The following is a 17,751-nucleotide window of genomic DNA, read 5'->3' on the forward strand; positions in this document are numbered from 1 at the left end:
TCCCGGCCGCTCCTCCAGTGGCTGAGCGAGCGCGCGTTGCGGGACGTCCGGCGCGTTTCGTCTCGGTCGCTGCGCTCCCTCGCTCAACGACCGGGGGGGACCGGAAGGGCTATGCGCGCGCCTCGCCGGCCACCGGGATGCGGCCCGTCCGCATCACGCGGTCCAGCAGGGCGTCGAAGTCGGCGGCGAGCTCCTGAGCGGAGTCGCCGGGCCAGATGTGCAACGGCTTCGCAGCACCCTGCGCCTGCTGCAGCGAGGTGCGCTCGGGCAGCTGCGGCGCGAGCACCAGCGGACCGAACATGTCGCGCAGCTCCTTGATCCGGAACTGGTGCTCGATCGACTGCGGCCGCACGCGGTTCACGACGATCCCGAGCGGCTGCAGCCGCGGCGACAGACCGCGGCGGATCTCTTCGATCGCGCGGAGTGCCCGGTCGGCGGCGGCGACGGAGAACAGGCCCGGCTCGGTGACGACGATCACACGGTCGGATGCCGCCCACGCCGTGCGGGTCAGCGCATTGAGCGACGGTGCGCAGTCGACCAGGACGAGGTCGTAGTCCGCCTCGATCGTGGCGAGCGCCTCTTCGAGCTTCCACACGTCTCGCACGCTCGGGTGCGGGCCGTCGAAGTTGATGGCGGACGGACTGCCGATCATCACATCGATGATTCCGGGGTGGACCTTGGCCCACCCGCTGGAGGTGATGGCCTGACGGACGACTTTTTCTTTGGGGTTGCCGAGGACATCCGAGACGTTGAGGCGCCCGGCGACCTGGATGTCCATGCCCGTCGAGACATCGGACTGGGGGTCGAGATCGACCACGAGCGTGCGAACTCCCCGCGCAAAAGCAGCGGAAGCGAGTCCCAGCGTCACGGTTGTCTTGCCGACCCCGCCCTTGAGCGAGCTGACGGAGAGTACGTGCACAAGGCACTACGTTACCTTCCCGTAGGCTGAAGGCACACTCAACCCGCTCTCAAGGCCGCTCAGCGAGGTGTGCATGTTCCGAAAGATCCTTGTCGCGAACCGCGGAGAAATCGCCATCCGGGCGTTTCGAGCCGCGTATGAACTCGGGGCCCGCACCGTCGCGGTCTACCCCTACGAGGATCGTGGCTCGATTCATCGCCAGAAGGCCGACGAGTCGTACGTCATCGGTGAACGCGGCCATCCCGTGCGCGCCTACCTCGATGTCGATGAGATCATCCGCGTCGCTCGGGAGGCTGGTGCGGATGCCATCTACCCCGGCTACGGGTTCCTCTCCGAGAATCCAGAGCTCGCCGCGCGAGCAGCCGAGAACGGCATCACCTTCATCGGGCCACCGGCGATGGCACTCGAGATGGCCGGCAACAAAGTCACCGCGAAGCATTACGCGACAGCCGCGGGAGTTCCTGTGCTGCGCTCGACGGAGGCGTCGGAAGACGTAGACGAGCTCGTCGCTCAGGCGGCCGACATCGGATTCCCGATCTTCGTCAAGGCGGTGGCCGGCGGCGGCGGCCGTGGCATGCGTCGCGTCGAGACCCCCGGCGCACTCCCGCCCGCGATCGCCGAGGCCATGCGCGAGGCCGGCGCGGCGTTCGGCGACGCCCGCGTGTTCTTGGAGCAGGCGGTTGTGCGCCCGCGTCACATCGAAGTGCAGATCCTCGCGGATGCCACGGGCCACACCGTCCACCTGTTCGAGCGGGACTGCTCCGTCCAGCGCCGGCATCAGAAGGTGATCGAGATCGCGCCGGCGCCCAACATCTCCGACGAACTGCGCGCGGCGCTTCACCGCGACGCGGTGGCGTTCGCCGAGTCGATCGGGTATGTGAACGCGGGAACCGTCGAATTTCTCGTCGACACCGCCGGCGATCGAGCCGGCGATCACGTGTTCATCGAGATGAACCCTCGCATCCAGGTAGAGCACACGGTCACCGAAGAGGTAACGGACGTCGACCTGGTTCAGTCACAGATGCGCATCGCCGCGGGCGAGACCCTCAATGACCTCGGCCTCGCCCAGGAGAACATCGTGCTGCGCGGCGCGGCGCTGCAGTGCCGCATCACTACCGAGGACCCGTCGCAGGGCTTCCGCCCCGACACCGGGCGTATCACGACCTACCGCTCACCGGGCGGCGCAGGCATCCGCCTCGACGGCGGCACCACCGCTGCGGGCTCACAGATCAGCCCTCATTTCGACTCGATGCTCGCAAAGCTCACGTGCCGGGCACGCGACTTTCCATCAGCCGTCGCCCGCGCCAAGCGCGCACTCGCGGAGTTCCGCATCCGAGGCGTCGCCACGAACATCCCGTTCCTTCGTGCCGTGCTGGACGATCCCGCCTTCGTCGCGGGCGACCTGAGCACGGCCTTCATCGAAGAGCGCCCCGCGCTGCTCACCGTCAACCAGTCGCGCGACCGCGCGACCAAGCTGCTCAACTGGCTGGGCGATGTGACCGTAAATCGCCCGTATGGCGAGAAGCCGGTCTCGGTCTCGCCCGGGAGCAAGCTGCCGGCCATCGACCTCTCGGCGGCGCCGCCGGCCGGAAACCTCCAGCGTCTGCGGGAGCTCGGCCCGACTGGATTCGCCCGCGCGCTGCGCGCGCAGGTGCCGCTCGCGGTGACAGAGACGACATTCCGCGACGCGCACCAGTCGCTGCTGGCGACCCGCGTCCGCACCCGCGACCTCGTCCGGGTCGGACCGCACGTGGCGCGCATGACGCCCGAGCTGCTCTCGATCGAGGCCTGGGGAGGTGCGACCTACGACGTCGCACTCCGCTTCCTCGCCGAGGACCCGTGGGAGCGACTCGCCGCGGTGCGAGAGGCGATCCCGAACATCCCCATCCAGATGCTGCTGCGTGGGCGCAACACCGTGGGCTACACGCCGCGGCCGGACGAGGTCGCCCACGCGTTCGTGCGAGAAGCGGCCGCCACCGGTGTCGACATCTTCCGCATCTTCGACGCCCTGAACGACGTCAGCCAGATGCGCACGGCGATCGACGCTGTACTGGAGACCGGCACAGCGCTGGCCGAGGTAGCCGTCTGCTATACCGCCGACCTGCTCGATCCCGCCGAGACGCTTTACACGCTCGACTATTACCTGCGGCTCGCTGACAAGATCGTCGAGTCCGGGGCTCACATCCTCGCGATCAAGGACATGGCGGGGCTGCTGCGGCCGGCCGCCGCAGCGAAGCTCGTCACGGCCATGCGCGAGCGCTTCGATCTTCCGGTCCATCTGCACACGCACGACACCGCGGGCGGCCAGCTCGCGACGCTGCTGGCGGCGAGTGCGGCGGGGGTGGATGCGGTGGATGCCGCGGCCGCGCCTCTCTCGGGCACGACCAGTCAGCCCTCGCTGTCGGCGCTGGTCGCGGCGCTCGCCCACACCGAGCGCGACACCGGTCTCGACCTCGCGGCCGTGAGCGATCTCGAGCCGTATTGGGAGGGCGTGCGCCACCTCTACAGCCCATTCGAGTCTGGTCTTCCAGGACCGACCGGCCGCGTGTACCATCACGAAATTCCGGGCGGACAGCTCTCCAATCTCCGCCAGCAGGCGATCGCACTGGGGATGGCGGATGAGTTCGAGCGCATCGAGGACATGTACGCTGCGGCAGATCGCATCCTCGGGCGCATCCCCAAGGTGACCCCGTCGTCGAAGGTCGTCGGCGACCTGGCCCTGGCACTCGTCGCGGCGAACGCAGATCCGGCCGACTTCGCCGAGAATCCCCAGAAGTATGACATCCCTGACTCGGTCGTCGGTTTCATGGCAGGGGAGCTGGGCGACCTGCCCGGCGGCTGGCCGGAGCCGTTCCGCACCAAGGTGCTCGCCGGCCGGCACATCTCGATCGATGTTCCGCCGCTCACCGACCAGGAGCGCGATGGACTGGCAGGCGACACCGCGGAGCGACGCCGCACGCTCAACAGACTTCTCTTCCCGGGGCCAGCGAACGACTTCGAGACCAACCGCGAGACCTACGGCGATCTCTCCGCGCTGGGCACGCCCGACTACCTCTATGGGTTGCAGCCAGGCGAGGAGCACATCGCGGAGATCGACCCGGGAGTGCAGCTGTACGTGGGGCTGGAAGCCATCGGCGAGGCGGATCCCAAGGGCATCCGGACGGTGATGACGACACTGAACGGCCAGCTGCGACCGGTGTACGTGCGCGACCGCAGCATCAAGGTCGACGTCCGTCAGGCCGAGCGAGCGGATACCTCCAAGCCCGGTCAGATCGCCGCCCCCTTCTCAGGAGTCGTGACGCTCAAGATCGCCGTCGGCGACACCGTCACGGTCGGCCAGCCCGTCGCATCCATCGAGGCGATGAAGATGGAGGCGGCGATCACGGCGCCCGTCGGCGGTGTCGTCGATCGAGCCGCGATCAGCGAAACGCAGCAGGTCGAAGCCGGAGACCTTTTGGTCGTCGTCCGTCCTGCGCATTAGCCTTGAGGCGGCACCTACCTGAATGCCGTCCGACTCTCCTGGGGAGAATCCTGCAGTGACGCCCGATCGCCCTGACCACACGCCCGACGACCCCGCACACGGCGTGCTCTCAGATACTGGAAGCATCGAGACCGCCGGGCTCGGCATCCTCGGTGACGCCACCGAGCGAGTGAGCGTGGATCTGCCGTCCGGGGTCGAGGACGACCTCGAGGGCGATGACGACGTGATCGGCGACGAGGTGCCCACCATCGAGGCATTCGTGCCGACCGAGACGGCCGAGGGCGAGATCGTTGACGCAGGTCCGGGCGGTGCGGGCGAGGCGAACGACGATGAGAATACGGAGGCGTCTGCCATGTCTGAACCAGATGTCGAAGATGCGGATGTCGTCGGCGACGACGAGGCTCACCCCCCCGCCGCAGAAGACCACGAGGCGGATGCTGCGCTGGAATCGGGGTCGGGCTACGACGCCATGATCGCGGGCGCGATCGCGGCCGCGGTGGCCGAGCCGCCCACCATCACCGGGTCGACGCCGGCGACCCGCCGCGAGGCCTATCACCCCGAAACGCTCGACCGGATCCACATGGTCGAACGGGTCAACCCGCCCCACACGGAGGTCGAATTGACGTCGAAGCGTCTTGGCGAGCTGAAGGTCGAGCATGAGAGCGCCGATCTGCTCACCGCTGACCGTCTGCTCGACCCGCATCAGGTTGTCGGACCCGAGCCCGAAGGCGCATGGCAGCAGTTCATCTACGCGATCTCGGGTCACCGCATCAACCTCGGCGACGGCAAGCACGCCCGTGCTCGCAAGGAACTCGATCGGCGCATCGCGGCGCCGCTGACCGGCGGTGCGCGGTTCGTCCCCGTGCTCTCGCGCAAGGGCGGCGTCGGCAAGACCACCGTGACCATGCTGCTGGGCATGGCCCTCGCCGACGCCCGCGACGACCGCGTCATCGCCGTCGACGCGAACCCCGACCGGGGCACGCTCGCGGAGCGCATCGCCCACAGCAGCGGCAAGACGGTGCGCGACCTGGTGCGCGCGCGCGGAGAGGTCGTCGGGTACAACGACCTGTCGGGGATCGTCGCACGCGACGACACCCGCCTGGACGTGCTGGCATCGGATTCCGACCCTCGCGTGTCCGAGGCGTTCAGCGATCGCGACTACCTCGACGTCGCTTCGCTCGCCGCGCACTACTACTCGATCGTGCTGACCGATACCGGCACCGGCATCGTGCATTCGGTCATGGGCGCGACGCTCGACCTCGCGGATCAACTCGTCATCGTGTCGGGGCTGAGCGTGGACGAGGCGCGGCTCGCGTCCGAGACGCTGACGTGGCTGGAGACGAACGGGTACTCCGAGCAGGTGCGCACGGCGGTCGTGGTGCTCAACGCATCACGTCCGGGCACCCCGCTCGTCCGGCAGGAGGAGCTCGAATCGCATTTCCGCAGCCGCGTGCGCAATGTCGTGCGGGTGCCATACGACCCGCACATCGCAGCCGGCAGCGCGATCTCGTTCCGCGATCTGCGTCCGTCGACTCGTCTGGCGGCGCGGGAGCTCGCGGCCTCGGTGGTGGAGGGTCTGCGGTCCCTCGCACCCGCGGCCTAGGCATCCCATGGCGGTTCGTGCCATTCGGGTCTTCGGAGACCCGGTGCTCAAGTCGGTCAGCAGTCCGATCGGTGAGATCGACGAGGGTGTGCGCGCGCTGGTCCGCGATCTCGTCGACACCGTGGAGCTGCCCGGCCGCGCCGGTCTCGCAGCCCCGCAGATCGGCGTCGGACTTCGAGCGTTCAGCTACAACATCGACGGCGAAATCGGGTACGTCATCAATCCCGTGCTCGTCGAGGTCTCGGGCGAGCCGGAGCCGGTCGGCGAAGGATGCCTGTCCGTGCCGGGTGTGTGGCACGACGCGATACGGCACCCGTGGGCGAAGGTGGTCGGCATCGACCTCGACGGCAACGAGGTCGTCCTCGAAGGCGAAGGACTGCTGGCGCAGGCGCTGCAGCACGAGACCGACCACCTCGACGGCAGGCTGTTCCTCGAGCGGCTGACGCCCGAGACGCGACGGGTGGCGATGCGCGAGATCCGCGAGTCCGACTGGTTCTGACCCCCGCCGGTCGCGGAGCCGAACGCTCCGCGCATGCGGGATGGTCACGCGCGTTTCGTGTCGCTGCGCGACCGGGCGCGAAGGGTTCGCGCTACGGCAGCGCCACGTTCCTCGTGTCGGCGGGAACGCTGTAGATCTCGTCGATCGCTCCCGCGTAGTCATCCATGATCACGTTGCGCTTGATGCTCATCTTCGGCGTCAGGTGGCCGCTGGCCTCGGTCCATTCGTCGGCCAGGATCGTGAACTTGCGGATCGACTCGGCGCGCGACACGTTCTTGTTCGCCCGGTCGATCGCGCGCTGCACCTCCGCGCGCACGGCGTCGTTCTTCGCGCATTCGGCGAGCGGCATGTCCGCCGCCAAGCCGTTGTTCCCCAGCCACGTCGGCAGCATCTCGGGGTCGAGCGTCACGAGTGCCGAGATGAACGGCTTCTGGTCGCCCACCACGACGACCTGCCCGATGATCGGGTTCGCCCGAATCGGGTCCTCGAGGACCGCGGGCGCGACGTTCTTGCCGCCCGCCGTGACGATGATCTCCTTCTTGCGGCCCGTGATGGTGAGGAATCCCTCGTCGTCGAACGTGCCGATGTCGCCGGTCTTGAACCAGTCGCCGTCGAATGCCTCGGCGGTGGCCTCGGGATTGCGCCAATACTCCTTGAACACATCGATGCCGCGCACCTGGATCTCGCCGTCGTCCGCGATGCGGACGCCGACACCGGGCAGCACCGGGCCGACCGTGCCGATCTTGGACTTGGTCGCGAGGTTCACCGTCGCGGGAGCCGTCGTCTCGGTGAGCCCGTAGCCTTCGAGGATCGTGATGCCGAGGCTGTGGAAGAAGTGGCCGAGGCGGTGGCCGAGCGGTGCGGAGCCCGAGACGGCGTAAACGACCTTGCCGCCCATCGCGGAACGCAGCTTGCTGTAGACGAGCTTGTCGAAGAGCCAGAACCTGGCCTTCATCATGATCGGGATCTTCTTGCCGTCCTGCTCCAGCTTCGAGTGGTCGATCGCGGTCTGCGCTGCGGACCGGAAGATCTTGCCCCGGCCACCGGCCTCGGCCTTCTGCTCGGCCGAGTTGTAGACCTTCTCGAACACGCGCGGGACCGCGAGCAGGAACGTCGGCTTGAAGGACTCGAGCGCGGGCAGCAGGTGACGGGTGTCCGGCTGGTGGCCGGTCTTGACGCCGGCGTGGACGGTCAGCAGCGAGATGAACCGCGCGAAGACGTGGGCGGTCGTGATGAACAGCAGGGTCGATGCGCCGGGCGTCTCGACCACCTCGCTCAAAGCCTTCGACGAGTTGCGGGTGAGCTCGACGAAGTTGCTGTGCGTGAGCACGCAGCCCTTGGGCCGGCCTGTCGACCCCGAGGTGTAGATGAGCGTCGCGATGTCGGCGCCGTTCGCGATCGTGCGGCGCCGCTCGATCTCGGCATCCGTCACGTCCCTGCCCTCTGCCACGAGCTTGTCGAGCGCGCCGTCGTGCATCGCCCACACCGAGCGGATGAGCGGTAGGTCGGCGCGGACCTCGTCGAGGCGTGCGGAGTGCTCGGACGACTCGACGATGCAGCCGATCGCGCCGGAGTCGGTGAGGTTCCAGGCGACCTGCGCGGCCGAGCTCGTCTCGTAGATCGGCACCATGACCGCTCCCGCGTAGAACAGGGCGAAGTCCACCAGCGTCCACTCGTAGGTGGTCCGCGCGATGAACCCGACCTTGTCTCCGGGCTGGATGCCGGCTGCCGCGAAGCCCTTCGCGAGCGCGATCACCTGCGACTGGAACTCGGCGGCGGTGACGTCACGCCATCCATCGCCCTCCGGCACGCCGAACAGGACCAGCTGGGGGGTCGCCTTTACCCGCTCCACGAGCAGGTCGGTGACGTTTGCCCGCGGATCGGCTGGGACGATCGCAGGGACTTCGAATTGCACCACGGCAACTCCTTCGGTACCGGTTCGAACTTCTGACTGAGGCTTCCGCCGAGTCTATCGTCGGGCCGTGAGCGCGAACGGGGGGTGTGGATGCCGCCGCGCGGCTAGACTGCAAGGCGCCGTCGCCAGAGCGCCGGTGGGAGAGGATGAGCGGTGCTCAAAGTCGGGATCGACATCGGCGGGACGAAGATCGCAGGAGGAGTCGTCGACGAGGACGGACACATCGTCGAGAAGCTCCGCGTCGACACTCCCGTCGACACGCGCGAGCTCGCCGACGCGGTCGTGGACATGGCACGGCATTTCGGCGCGGACCACGACATCTCGGCCGTCGGCGTCGCGGCGGCCGGCTTCGTCGACCGCGATCGGGCGACGGTGATCCACGCTCCCAACATCGACTGGCACGACGAGCCGCTCAAGGCGACGATCGAGTCGCGCATCGACGTCCCCGTCATCATCGAGAACGATGCGAACGCGGCCGGCTGGGCCGAGTTCCGCTTCGGCGCGGGTCGGGATGTCGAGCACATGGTGATGCTCACGATGGGCACCGGCGTCGGCGGGGCCGTCGTGACCGACGGCCAGCTGTTCCGCGGCGGACACGGCATCGCGGGTGAACTCGGTCACACACGCTTCATCCGCGACGGCCTGCCCTGCGGCTGCGGGCAGAACGGGTGCCTCGAGCAGTACGCGTCCGGCCGCGCGCTGCAGCGGGCGGCCAACGAGATCGCGGATGCCGGCGGCATCGGAGACGAGCTCGCAGCACTCCGCGCCGAGAAGGGCTCGATCAGCGGACCTGCGGTGTCGCGGCTGGTGCTGGCCGGCGATCCCGGCGCGACAGAGGCGCTGCGCCGAGTGGCGACCGCGCTCGGCGAGGCGTGCGGCGGATTCCAGGCGGTGCTCGACCCGCAGCTGTTCGTCATCGGCGGCGGCGTGGCCCAGCTGGGTGAGGAGCTGCTCGCGCCCGTGCGGATGGCGTACGAGACGTCGCTGCCGGGCTATGGTGAGCGGCCGGTCGCGGCCTTCGCGATCGCTCAGCTCGGCAACGACGCCGGCCTGATCGGTGCCGCCGACCTGGCGAGCCCACAGGGATAGACGATGTTCTACTGGCTGATGAAATACGTCGTGATCGGGCCGATCTCGAAAGCGATCTTCCGCCCGTGGATCGTCGGCCGTCGCAACGTGCCCGCCGAAGGCGGCGCCATCCTCGCAAGCAACCACCTCTCGTTCGTCGACTCGATCTTCCTGCCGCTCATGATCGATCGACCGGTCTCGTTCCTGGCCAAGAGCGACTACTTCACCGGCAAGGGGATCAAGGGCTGGGCGACGCGGATGTTCTTCAAGGCGACGGGCCAGCTGCCCATCGACCGATCGGGCGGAAAGGCGTCCGAGGCATCCCTCAACACCGGCCTGCAGGTGCTGGGCCGCGGCGATCTGCTGGGCATCTACCCCGAGGGCACCCGCAGCCCCGACGGCAAGCTCTACCGGGGCCGCACCGGAATCGCGCGAATGGCCCTCGAGGCGCATGTGCCGGTCGTGCCGGTGGTCATGGTCGACACCGACGTCATGATGCCCATCGGCACGCGGATCCCGCGTGTGGTGCGGATCGGCATCGTCATCGGCGAACCGCTCGACTTCTCCCGGTTCGAGGGCATGGAAGGCGATCGATACATCCTCCGCTCCATCACGGACGAGATCATGGTGGCCCTGCAGCGCCTGGGGGAGCAGCAGTACGACGACGTCTATGCATCCACCGTCAAGGACCGGGTCAAGACGGCGGCGTGACGCAGTCGTTCGACCCTGAGGGCTGCACCGGGCGGCGGGTGCTGGCGGAGCCGGGCGGACACCGCCCGCTTATAGACTGAGCGGATGCCTCAGCAGCTCGACGCCCTCGACCACTGGCGGACCCTGCCCATCAAACAGCAGCCCGAGTGGCCCGACACGGACGCCGTCGCCGCCGTGTCCGCCGAGATCGCCACGCTGCCGCCGCTCGTCTTCGCAGGCGAGGTCGACAACCTGCGCGACAAGCTGGCGCGGGCGGCATCCGGTCGCGCATTCCTGCTGCAGGGCGGTGACTGCGCCGAGACGTTCGCGGGCGCGACGGCGGAGCAGATCCGCAACCGGATCAAGACCGTGCTGCAGATGGCCGTCGTGCTCACGTACGGCGCCTCGATGCCGATCGTGAAGATGGGACGGATGGCGGGCCAGTTCGCCAAGCCCCGCTCGAGCGACACCGAGACCCGCGGCGATGTGACGCTGCCCGCCTACCGCGGCGACATCGTGAACGGCTTCGACTTCACGGAGGCCTCGCGCCGGGCCGACCCGCAGCGACTGCTCAAGGGCTACCACACCGCCGCATCGACCATCAATCTCATCCGCGCCTTCACCCAGGGCGGCTTCGCCGATCTGCGCGAGGTGCACTCGTGGAACAAGGGCTTCGCCGAGAACCCGGCCAACCAGCAGTACGAACGGCTCGCCCACGAGATCGATCGCGCCATGAAGTTCATGGAGGCCGCCGGCGCCGACTTCGACGAGCTGCGGCGCGTCGAGTTCTACACCAGCCACGAAGGCCTGCTCATGGACTACGAGCGGCCGATGACCCGCATCGACTCGCGCACCGGCACGCCGTACAACACGTCGGCGCACTTCGTCTGGATCGGTGAGCGCACCCGCGACCTCGACGGCGCGCATGTCGACTACTTCTCGAGGATCCGCAATCCGATCGGGGTGAAGCTCGGTCCGTCCACGACGCCGGATGCCGCGCTCGAGCTGATCGACAAGCTCGACCCCGATCGCGAGCCCGGGCGATTGACGTTCATCACGCGGATGGGTGCGCGCCGGATCCGCGACGCGCTGCCGCCGCTGCTGCAGGCGGTGCGCGACTCCGGCGCGACACCGCTGTGGGTCGCCGACCCGATGCACGGCAACGGCATGACGACGCCGACCGGGTACAAGACCCGTCGGTTCGACGACGTCGTGGACGAGGTGCGCGGGTTCTTCGAGGCGCATCGCACGGTCGGCACCTTCCCCGGCGGCATCCACATCGAGCTCACCGGTGATGACGTCACCGAATGCCTCGGCGGATCCGAGATGATCGACGAGGCGACGCTCGCGACCCGCTACGAGAGCCTGTGCGACCCGCGCCTCAATCACATGCAGAGCCTCGAACTGGCGTTCCTGGTGGCCGAGGAGCTCGAGACGCGCTGACGTCGCTGCGCGTCGCACGTGCCAGGGCGGGTTACCGCTTGGCCGTGATCTCGATGTAGACGCGCGTGCCCTTCTTGTGGAGGTCGCCGGGGCCGGGGTCGGAGCCCGTCACCTCGGTGAGCGAGTTCGGGAACGGACCCCAGAACACCGCGTAGTCCACCTGGAAGCCCTGACCCTCGAGCTTGGCGATCGCGTCGTCGCGCGTGAGCCCCTTGACGTCGGGGATCGGGAACAGCGGCGGCCCGGTCGACACGATGAGCGTGGTCCCGTCGCCCGGGCGCCACCATCCGCCGCCGGCACGATCGGTCGTGCCGATGACCTGTCCCTCGGGGATGCTCTCACTCGACGTCTTCTGAACGTCCTTCGCCACCACCAGTCCGGCATCCGTCAGCGTCTGGCGTGCTTGGTCGGCGGACTGACCCTGGACTCCGGGCAGGTGACCGAGCGACACCCACAGCGTCGCGGAGTCGCCCTGGTGCGCCGCGCACCCCTCGCCGCAGGCGATGGGCTTCGCGTCTCCGGCCGGGTCGAGCATCATGCCGACGACCACATCGCGTGCCGCATTCGTGAAGAACTGGGTGTTCTTGTCGCCCACGGAGATCGCCTGAGACTTCAGGACGCCCCGGGCCTCGGTCTCGGTCTTGTCGATGACCTTCGCGATGGTGACGGCCGCCGGCCCTAGCGACACGATCACCTTCACGTCGGAGTCCTTGTCGACGCGTGCGCCGGCGGCGGGATCCGTGCCGATCACCGTGCCCGCAGCGACATCGAGGCTGTTCTCGCCCTTCTGAACCGCGACGAGCGAATCGTCGGCGAGCCTCGCCTGGGCCTGCTCGAACGTCAGGTTCGCGACATCCGCCACCGCCACCATCGAACCCGGACCCGAGCCGAACCACCAGCCGGCACCTGCGGCGAGGGCCGCGAGGAGCAGGACGAGCGCGAGGATCCACCACCCCTTGCCCTGCCGGCGCCTGGTGGCACGGCGAAGGCGGGCGGCGTTGTCGACATCGCCGACAGTGGATGCCGGTCCGGTCACGGCGACCGGCAGCACCGCCGTCAGCTCGCCAGTGGAGGTTCCCTCTCGGATCGTGCCTGCCGGGGGAGTACGCGACACCTGGGGGAACACGCCGAGATCGCGCTCGATCTCGCGCAGCCGGTCGAGCATCTCGCGGGCGTCGACCGGACGATCGTCGGGGTTCTTCTCGGTGGCCCACAGCACGAGCTCGTCCAGAGGCTCGGGCACGGCGGGGTTCTTGACGCTCGGGCGCGGCACGGAATCGGTCGCGTGCTGGAAGGCGATCTGCATCGGCTGCTCGCCCTTGTACGGCTGCTCGCCGGTGAGCATCTCGTAGAGCATGATGCCGAGGGCATAGATGTCGCTGCGCGCATCGGCGGTGCCGCGCGTGACGAGCTCGGGGGCGAGATACGCGATCGTGCCGAGTAGCTGCGCACCGGTGGCGGTGTTCGCGCTGGTGGCGCGGGCGAGCCCGAAGTCGCCGATCTTGATTCGCCCGTCCTCGGCGAGCAGCACATTCTCGGGCTTGACGTCGCGGTGGACGATGCCGGCGCGGTGCGCGGCGGACAGCCCCGACAGGATCGCGTCCATGATCGTGATCGTCTGCGGGGTCGTGAGCCGTCGCTGTTCTCGCAGCAGCTCGCGCAGGGTGATTCCCGGAAGATACTCCATGACGAGGTACGCCATGTCTCCGTCCTGACCTTGGTCGAAGACGTTCACGACGTTCGGGTCGGCCAGCCGAGCGGCCGCGCGGGCCTCCTGGATGAACCGGCTCTGGAACACGGTGTCGTCGCTGAGGTGCCCGTGCATCACCTTGAGCGCGATCCGCCGCTCGAGGCGCAGATCGGTCGCCACGTACACGGTCGCCATCCCGCCGCGCGCGATTCGCGCGCGGACCCGGTACCGGCCGTCGACGAGACGCCCGATCAGCGGGTCGGTCTGCTGACTCGTGCTCACGCTGAGAGTCTACGGACGGGTTCCTGCGAGCCGGCGGAACGGCTCACCCCTGGCGGGCTCAGAGCCTGCCCGAGCGGACCCGCTCGTCATCCGGCCGTCAGCGGAGGGCGGCCAGCCACGCGGCCGCAGGCTTCTCCCACTGCGCGTAGGCGTCGGGGTACGCCGAGACCTGCACCGCCTGCGCGGCCTGCGTGAAGGTCATGCTCTGCCAGCCCGGGATGTCCAGGAGTCCCTGGGTCGTGATGCCGTTCGGATCGGAATGCCCGCCGTAGAACGCCTTCGTCGCGCGCGTCGCGTCTTTGACCTGGGCCTCAGTGCCCCAGCCGGCACTCGGCCGCTGCTGGAAGAGACCCACCGAGTCGCGATCCCCCCAGCCGAGATTGCGCATCCCGGACTCCTGCATCGCCGCGCCGAGCGCGATGGCGATGCCGCGGTCGGGGACCCCGAGCTGACGCCCGATGCGCACGATGAGCTTGGCGTTGGACAGCTGCTCCGCGTCGAAGCCGGGAATCGACACGACCGCGGCCGCGGGGGCCGCCTTGAGCGGGATCGCGATCTTCTCGCCCGGATAGATGATCGACGACCAGCCGAGTTTGTTCGCAGCCAGGACCGACCGCACGGAAACGCCGTGGCGCTGCGCGATGGAGCTGATGGTGTCGCCCGCTCTGACGACGTACGTGCCGCCGACCGAGGGAGCCGCCGCGGGCGGCCGCGGCGCAGGCGCGGCCGGGGCGGCCGGCGCCGCTCCGCCCGGGATGACGAGCTTCTGTCCCGGATAGATCACGGAGGACCAGCCCAGCCGGTTGGCGGCGAGCACCGATCGCACCGACAAGCCGTGTCGCTGAGCGATCGAGCTGATCGTGTCGCCCGCCTTGATCGTGTACGTCCCGGATGCCGCCCTCGGCGCCGCGGCGACGGGCGCCGTCTGCGCAGCCGCTGCCGAGCCGGTCAGGCGCAGCACCTGGCCGGGATAGATGACCGACTTCCAGCTCAGACCGTTCAGCGCGAGCACGTCCACGGTCCGCAGTCCGAAGCGCGTTGCGATCGCGTTGATGGTGTCGCCCCGCTTGACGATGTAGTTCGCGGGCAGCGCCCCAGAGGCTCCGCGCAGCGCACGCAGCGTGGCGGGAGCCCGGTCAGCGGATGCCGGCAGGGCGCGCAGCATCCGCTGATCGGAACGCGTGTCGACGGCGTTCGCAGGCGTGCCGCTCAGCGCGAGAGCGATGGATCCGGCGAGCGCGAAGGGCGCGCCGGCGGCCACAGTCCGCGCAGTGCGCCCACGGTGGGTCGATTCCTCAGGTCGCAAGAGATCCCCCCTCTATCGACTTTGGAAACCGTGTCACGGAAGTCAATTCGTGTCAACTGGTGCTATAGGAGTGGCTGAAGTGACGTATGTGGCAGATGTGACCTGACCCGCGGCGTGCACGGACTCCCGTCCGGATGGGATAGTGGCTTGGTGACCGCTGACTCCGCGCCGCGAATCCAGACCGACTGGCTCAGCCTGCCCGAACTCGTGGAGGCGCTGGGTGAGCCGCTGGGCCGCGTGCGGCGCATGCTCGACGAATTCCAGCTCATCGGCTCGCGCCGCGACGGTGCGCTGAAGGTGCCCGCCGTCTTCCTGGTCGACGGCCATCCGCTGTCGTCGCTGCGGGGCACGGTCTTCGTGCTGCACGACGCGGGATTCACCGACGACGAGGCGATCGACTGGCTGCTCAGCGACGAGGAGTCCATCGGCATCCCGCCGATCGAAGCGCTCCGCGCCGGACGCAAGAGCGAAGTGCGCCGGGTCGCGCAGAGCCAGGCCTGAGGTCGCTCCGATCGCTCCGAGATCGCACGGCCCCCCGGTGCCGGCGCCTCAGGTGACGCGTACAGTCGCGGATCGCGCGAGATCCCGCAGCTCGCCCACCGCGGCGTTGCCCAGGCGCACGCCCGAGAGCGCGCGATCGGCTTCCCTGGCGTAGTCGGTGATGAGCGCCTCCACGCGCTCCAGTGCGCCGCTGTCGACGATGGTGCGCTGCAGCGACGCGATCTGATCGTCATCGAGCTCGGGATCGCCGATGAGCTCGTCGATGATCCGGCGTGCCGAGGGCGGGAGCGCCTCGCGCGCGTAGGCGACGAGGACGGTGCGCTTGCCTTCGCGCAGATCGTCCCCGGACGGCTTGCCCGTCTCGTTCGCGTCGCCGAAGACGCCGAGCACGTCGTCGCGCAGCTGGAATGCCATGCCCAGCGGATGGCCGAACGCCGCGAGGGCGGCGGACTGCGGCAGATCCGCCCCGGCGAGCGCGGCGCCGATCGCGAGCGGCTGCTGCACGCTGTAGCGCGCGGACTTCAGCGAGGCGACCCGCAGCGCGCGGGCGGCATGGCGCTCGTCGGGCTCGGCGCGGAAGGCCGACTCCTCGGCCACGTCCAGGAACTGGCCGATCGTGACCTCGCGTCGCATGGTCGCGTAGGCGGAGCGGGCGGCGACCGCGTGGGGGAGGGATGCCTCGCTCAGCCCTTCTTCGAGCAGATCGTCGCTCCATGCCACGAGCAGATCGCCGAGCAGGATCGCGGATGAACGGCCGAAGGCCGCGGCATCCCCGAGCCACCCGGTGGCCCGATGCGCACCCTCGAGCGCGCGGTGCGCTGCCGGGCGCCCCCGGCGGGTGTCGGAGTTGTCGATGACGTCGTCGTGGACCAGCGCGGCGGCGTGGAAGACCTCGAGCGCGGCCGCCGCCGTGACGACGGGCTGCGGAGCCGGGCCCGCGGGCCTGGATGCCTCCGCGACGGCGCGCCATCCTGCGATGCAGAAGCGCCCGCGCAGGCGCTTCCCGCCCGCCACGGCGGCTGCTGCCGACTGCACCAGGAGGGCCGCTTCCGCGCCCAGGTCCGCTGTCGCCTGCCGCTGATCCGTGACAAAGATGTCCAGTCGCTGGGAAATCGCTTCGACCGGGTCGAGGGAGGCTTCCACAGGCCTAGCCTAGTGATCCAGGGCGCGCGTAGAATCAACGCACGAGCCAGTAAGAGGGGGATGCATGCCACTCTCCGAACAGGAGCAGCGACTGCTCGACGAGATGGAACGCCATCTCATGCGCAACGACGCGGACGTCGTCAGCGCGCAGCGCGACGGCCGCACCCTGAGTTATCGCAACATCGTCTACGGCACCGTGCTGGTGCTTCTCGGCCTCGGTGGGCTCGTCGTGGGCGTCGCCATCGGCGAGGTCGTCGGCATCATCATCGGCGTCATCGGCTTCCTCGTCATGCTCGGCGGCGTCGTCCTCGCTGTGACGCCGACCCGGCTCGCCACCCGGATGCCGGCGGATCCGACCGCCCCGGCGCCCGCTCGTTCGAACTCGTCGTTCATGGATCGCATGAACGATCGATGGGACAAGCGGCAGGGCGAGCACTGACGCGATCGCGCGCCTGACTCAGGAACCTTGAGCACCGACCTGTTGGTCGGTGCTCGTTTCATGCCCGCGGCGCCGTAGCTGACCACGCCGCCGAACCCGCCCCTGGAGCCGCGAAGGTTGCAGCACGCGCGCGGGGTCGGCTTCGCGCTGCGTGCTGCCCTGCCCGGCAGTGGGGGCAGCGGACGTCGCCGCGCCTCGAATGGGTGACAAAGTGGAGGAAAGTGGAGTAACGTGGCGGACAACCCGGGGGGCCGGAACGAAGGGGGTGATGGCCGATGCTGTTGGGCACGCACACTCCCAAGCTGGACGACAAGGGCCGCGTCATCCTCCCTTCCAAGTTCCGCGACGATCTCGGAGCGGGAATCGTCGTCACGCGCGGGCAGGATCGCTGCCTCTACGTGTTCAGCAGCCAGGAGTTCGAGCGGATCCATGAGCGGATCCGCGAAGCGCCGCTGAGCAGCAAAGCCACCCGCGACTTCCTCCGCATGTTCCTCTCGGGCGCGAGCGCCGAGAAGCCCGACAGCCAGAACCGCATCACCATCCCCCCTCCGCTGCGCGCCTACGCCGGCCTGGAGCGCGACCTCGTCGTCACCGGCGTAGGCGCTCACGCCGAGATCTGGAACGCCGACGCGTGGAACACCTACGCCGAAGGCAATGAAGAGAGCTACGCCGAGCTGGAGCAGGAGGTGATTCCGGGCCTGTTCTGAGCCCTCGGTCCTGACTCCCAGCCGCTCCCGCCCTGACGCACTTCCCCGGCGCCAGGTCAGAGCGG

The 17,751-nt window shown here is 68.9% G+C and carries 14 protein-coding genes; 9 read left to right on the forward strand and 5 right to left on the reverse strand.

The window, feature by feature from the left end; all coding sequences use genetic code 11:
- Positions 1-109 precede the first annotated feature (109 nt).
- On the reverse strand, positions 110-919 hold the full coding sequence (locus tag ABD212_RS04375) for a ParA family protein (RefSeq protein ID WP_344091558.1): 810 nt from the start codon (positions 917-919) through the stop codon (positions 110-112).
- 73 nt (positions 920-992) lie between these two features.
- Here ABD212_RS04375 and ABD212_RS04380 point away from each other — a divergent pair, with 73 nt between their 5' ends.
- From ABD212_RS04380 to def, 3 genes are read left to right on the forward strand one after another with little or no spacing between them, the layout of a single operon-like run.
- Positions 993-4,400 carry a pyruvate carboxylase gene (locus tag ABD212_RS04380; RefSeq protein WP_344091560.1) on the forward strand — a complete coding sequence of 1,136 codons (3,408 nt, stop codon included), beginning with the start codon at positions 993-995 and terminating at the stop codon, positions 4,398-4,400.
- Positions 4,401-4,455: 55 nt separating this feature from the next.
- A complete protein-coding gene (locus tag ABD212_RS04385; protein ID WP_344091563.1) occupies positions 4,456-6,003 on the forward strand; it encodes a MinD/ParA family ATP-binding protein in 1,548 nt (515 codons plus the stop codon).
- Between the two features lie 7 nt (positions 6,004-6,010).
- Positions 6,011-6,502, forward strand: a complete 492-nt coding sequence (gene def / locus ABD212_RS04390) for a peptide deformylase (RefSeq protein ID WP_344091566.1) — start codon at positions 6,011-6,013, stop codon at positions 6,500-6,502.
- Between the two features lie 91 nt (positions 6,503-6,593).
- On the opposite strand, the gene ABD212_RS04395 is transcribed toward def, so the two are convergent.
- Positions 6,594-8,420 (reverse strand): AMP-dependent synthetase/ligase, encoded by a 1,827-nt coding sequence (locus ABD212_RS04395; RefSeq protein ID WP_344091568.1) that lies wholly within the window; start codon positions 8,418-8,420, stop codon positions 6,594-6,596.
- Positions 8,421-8,570: 150 nt separating this feature from the next.
- Between ABD212_RS04395 and ABD212_RS04400 the strand changes: the two genes are divergently transcribed.
- The 3 genes from ABD212_RS04400 to ABD212_RS04410 all read left to right on the forward strand — a co-directional run bounded on the left by ABD212_RS04400 (position 8,571) and on the right by ABD212_RS04410 (position 11,618).
- Positions 8,571-9,506: an ROK family glucokinase gene (locus tag ABD212_RS04400; RefSeq protein WP_344091570.1), complete on the forward strand. Its 936-nt coding sequence runs from the start codon at positions 8,571-8,573 to the stop codon at positions 9,504-9,506.
- Positions 9,507-9,509: 3 nt separating this feature from the next.
- Positions 9,510-10,196 carry a lysophospholipid acyltransferase family protein gene (locus ABD212_RS04405; RefSeq protein WP_344091573.1) on the forward strand — a complete coding sequence of 229 codons (687 nt, stop codon included), beginning with the start codon at positions 9,510-9,512 and terminating at the stop codon, positions 10,194-10,196.
- Positions 10,197-10,280: 84 nt separating this feature from the next.
- Positions 10,281-11,618 carry a class II 3-deoxy-7-phosphoheptulonate synthase gene (locus ABD212_RS04410; RefSeq protein ID WP_344091576.1) on the forward strand — a complete coding sequence of 446 codons (1,338 nt, stop codon included), beginning with the start codon at positions 10,281-10,283 and terminating at the stop codon, positions 11,616-11,618.
- Between the two features lie 31 nt (positions 11,619-11,649).
- On the opposite strand, the gene pknB is transcribed toward ABD212_RS04410, so the two are convergent.
- Both pknB and ABD212_RS04420 read right to left on the reverse strand, forming a co-directional pair.
- Positions 11,650-13,590, reverse strand: a complete 1,941-nt coding sequence (pknB, locus tag ABD212_RS04415; protein ID WP_344091579.1) for a Stk1 family PASTA domain-containing Ser/Thr kinase — start codon at positions 13,588-13,590, stop codon at positions 11,650-11,652.
- Between the two features lie 97 nt (positions 13,591-13,687).
- A complete protein-coding gene (locus ABD212_RS04420; RefSeq protein ID WP_344091582.1) occupies positions 13,688-14,896 on the reverse strand; it encodes a muramidase family protein in 1,209 nt (402 codons plus the stop codon).
- A 150-nt stretch (positions 14,897-15,046) separates the two neighbouring features.
- Here ABD212_RS04420 and ABD212_RS04425 point away from each other — a divergent pair, with 150 nt between their 5' ends.
- Complete coding sequence (locus ABD212_RS04425) at positions 15,047-15,397, forward strand: Rv2175c family DNA-binding protein (RefSeq protein WP_344091585.1); 351 nt, start codon at positions 15,047-15,049, stop codon at positions 15,395-15,397.
- Between the two features lie 48 nt (positions 15,398-15,445).
- On the opposite strand, the gene ABD212_RS04430 is transcribed toward ABD212_RS04425, so the two are convergent.
- Entirely contained in the window at positions 15,446-16,540 is a 1,095-nt protein-coding gene (locus ABD212_RS04430) for a polyprenyl synthetase family protein (protein ID WP_344091587.1), read from the reverse strand.
- Positions 16,541-16,604: 64 nt separating this feature from the next.
- On the opposite strand from ABD212_RS04430, the gene ABD212_RS04435 reads away from it, so the two are divergent.
- Complete coding sequence (locus ABD212_RS04435) at positions 16,605-16,979, forward strand: DUF3040 domain-containing protein (RefSeq protein WP_344091589.1); 375 nt, start codon at positions 16,605-16,607, stop codon at positions 16,977-16,979.
- A 275-nt stretch (positions 16,980-17,254) separates the two neighbouring features.
- Positions 17,255-17,686: a division/cell wall cluster transcriptional repressor MraZ gene (mraZ, locus tag ABD212_RS04440; RefSeq protein WP_344091591.1), complete on the forward strand. Its 432-nt coding sequence runs from the start codon at positions 17,255-17,257 to the stop codon at positions 17,684-17,686.
- The last annotated feature ends 65 nt before the right edge of the window (positions 17,687-17,751 follow it).

The sequence above is a fragment of the Microbacterium deminutum genome, from assembly GCF_039530205.1.
Lineage (GTDB): Bacteria > Actinomycetota > Actinomycetes > Actinomycetales > Microbacteriaceae > Microbacterium > Microbacterium deminutum.

What these genes read in the sequence shown, in the direction of transcription:
- ABD212_RS04380 (WP_344091560.1), top strand. Translation starts at nt 993, where the DNA reads ATGTTCCGAAAGATCCTTGTCGCGAACCGCGGAGAAATCGCCATCCGG.
- def (WP_344091566.1), top strand. Translation starts at nt 6,011, where the DNA reads ATGGCGGTTCGTGCCATTCGGGTCTTCGGAGACCCGGTGCTCAAGTCG.
- ABD212_RS04405 (WP_344091573.1), top strand. Translation starts at nt 9,510, where the DNA reads ATGTTCTACTGGCTGATGAAATACGTCGTGATCGGGCCGATCTCGAAA.
- ABD212_RS04410 (WP_344091576.1), top strand. Translation starts at nt 10,281, where the DNA reads ATGCCTCAGCAGCTCGACGCCCTCGACCACTGGCGGACCCTGCCCATC.
- ABD212_RS04435 (WP_344091589.1), top strand. Translation starts at nt 16,605, where the DNA reads ATGCCACTCTCCGAACAGGAGCAGCGACTGCTCGACGAGATGGAACGC.
- mraZ (WP_344091591.1), top strand. Translation starts at nt 17,255, where the DNA reads ATGCTGTTGGGCACGCACACTCCCAAGCTGGACGACAAGGGCCGCGTC.